Annotated in this window: 1 protein-coding gene; it reads right to left on the bottom strand. The window is 59.1% G+C overall.

Going from position 1 to position 281, the window contains the following annotated elements; all coding sequences use genetic code 11:
- Positions 1-218, bottom strand: a 218-nt coding sequence (locus AF337_RS04540) for an alpha-crystallin domain-containing protein (RefSeq protein ID WP_483150613.1), incomplete at its 3' end; no start/stop codon positions are given.
- Positions 219-281: the final 63 nt, after the last annotated feature.

Raw genomic sequence — 281 nt, 5'->3', positions numbered from 1 at the left:
AGCACGTTGCGCTCTTGCGTGATCTCGAGATCGGCGTCGGCGAAGCCGGCGAGCGCCATCTGAATTCGATAGCCGTTCTCGCCCGTCTTGACGATGTCGTAGGGCGGCCAGGTGTCGATGGCCTGCAGGCGCTGCTGCGCATTGTTCAAGAGGTTGAAGACACGGTCGAAGCCGACGCTGGACCGATAAAGGGGTGCGAAGTCGAAGTCGTTTCTCATACCAAATCCTCCGTAAAGCGAGTTGGAGTGGAGACGCGGAATTCGGCGTCTCCTGGTTGCAGT

The sequence above is a fragment of the Rhizobium ecuadorense genome (genome assembly GCF_001187535.1).
Classification (GTDB): Bacteria; Pseudomonadota; Alphaproteobacteria; order Rhizobiales; family Rhizobiaceae; genus Rhizobium; species Rhizobium ecuadorense.
Note: the sequence above shows the minus strand (reverse complement) of the source record. Positions and strands in the feature narration are given on the sequence as shown.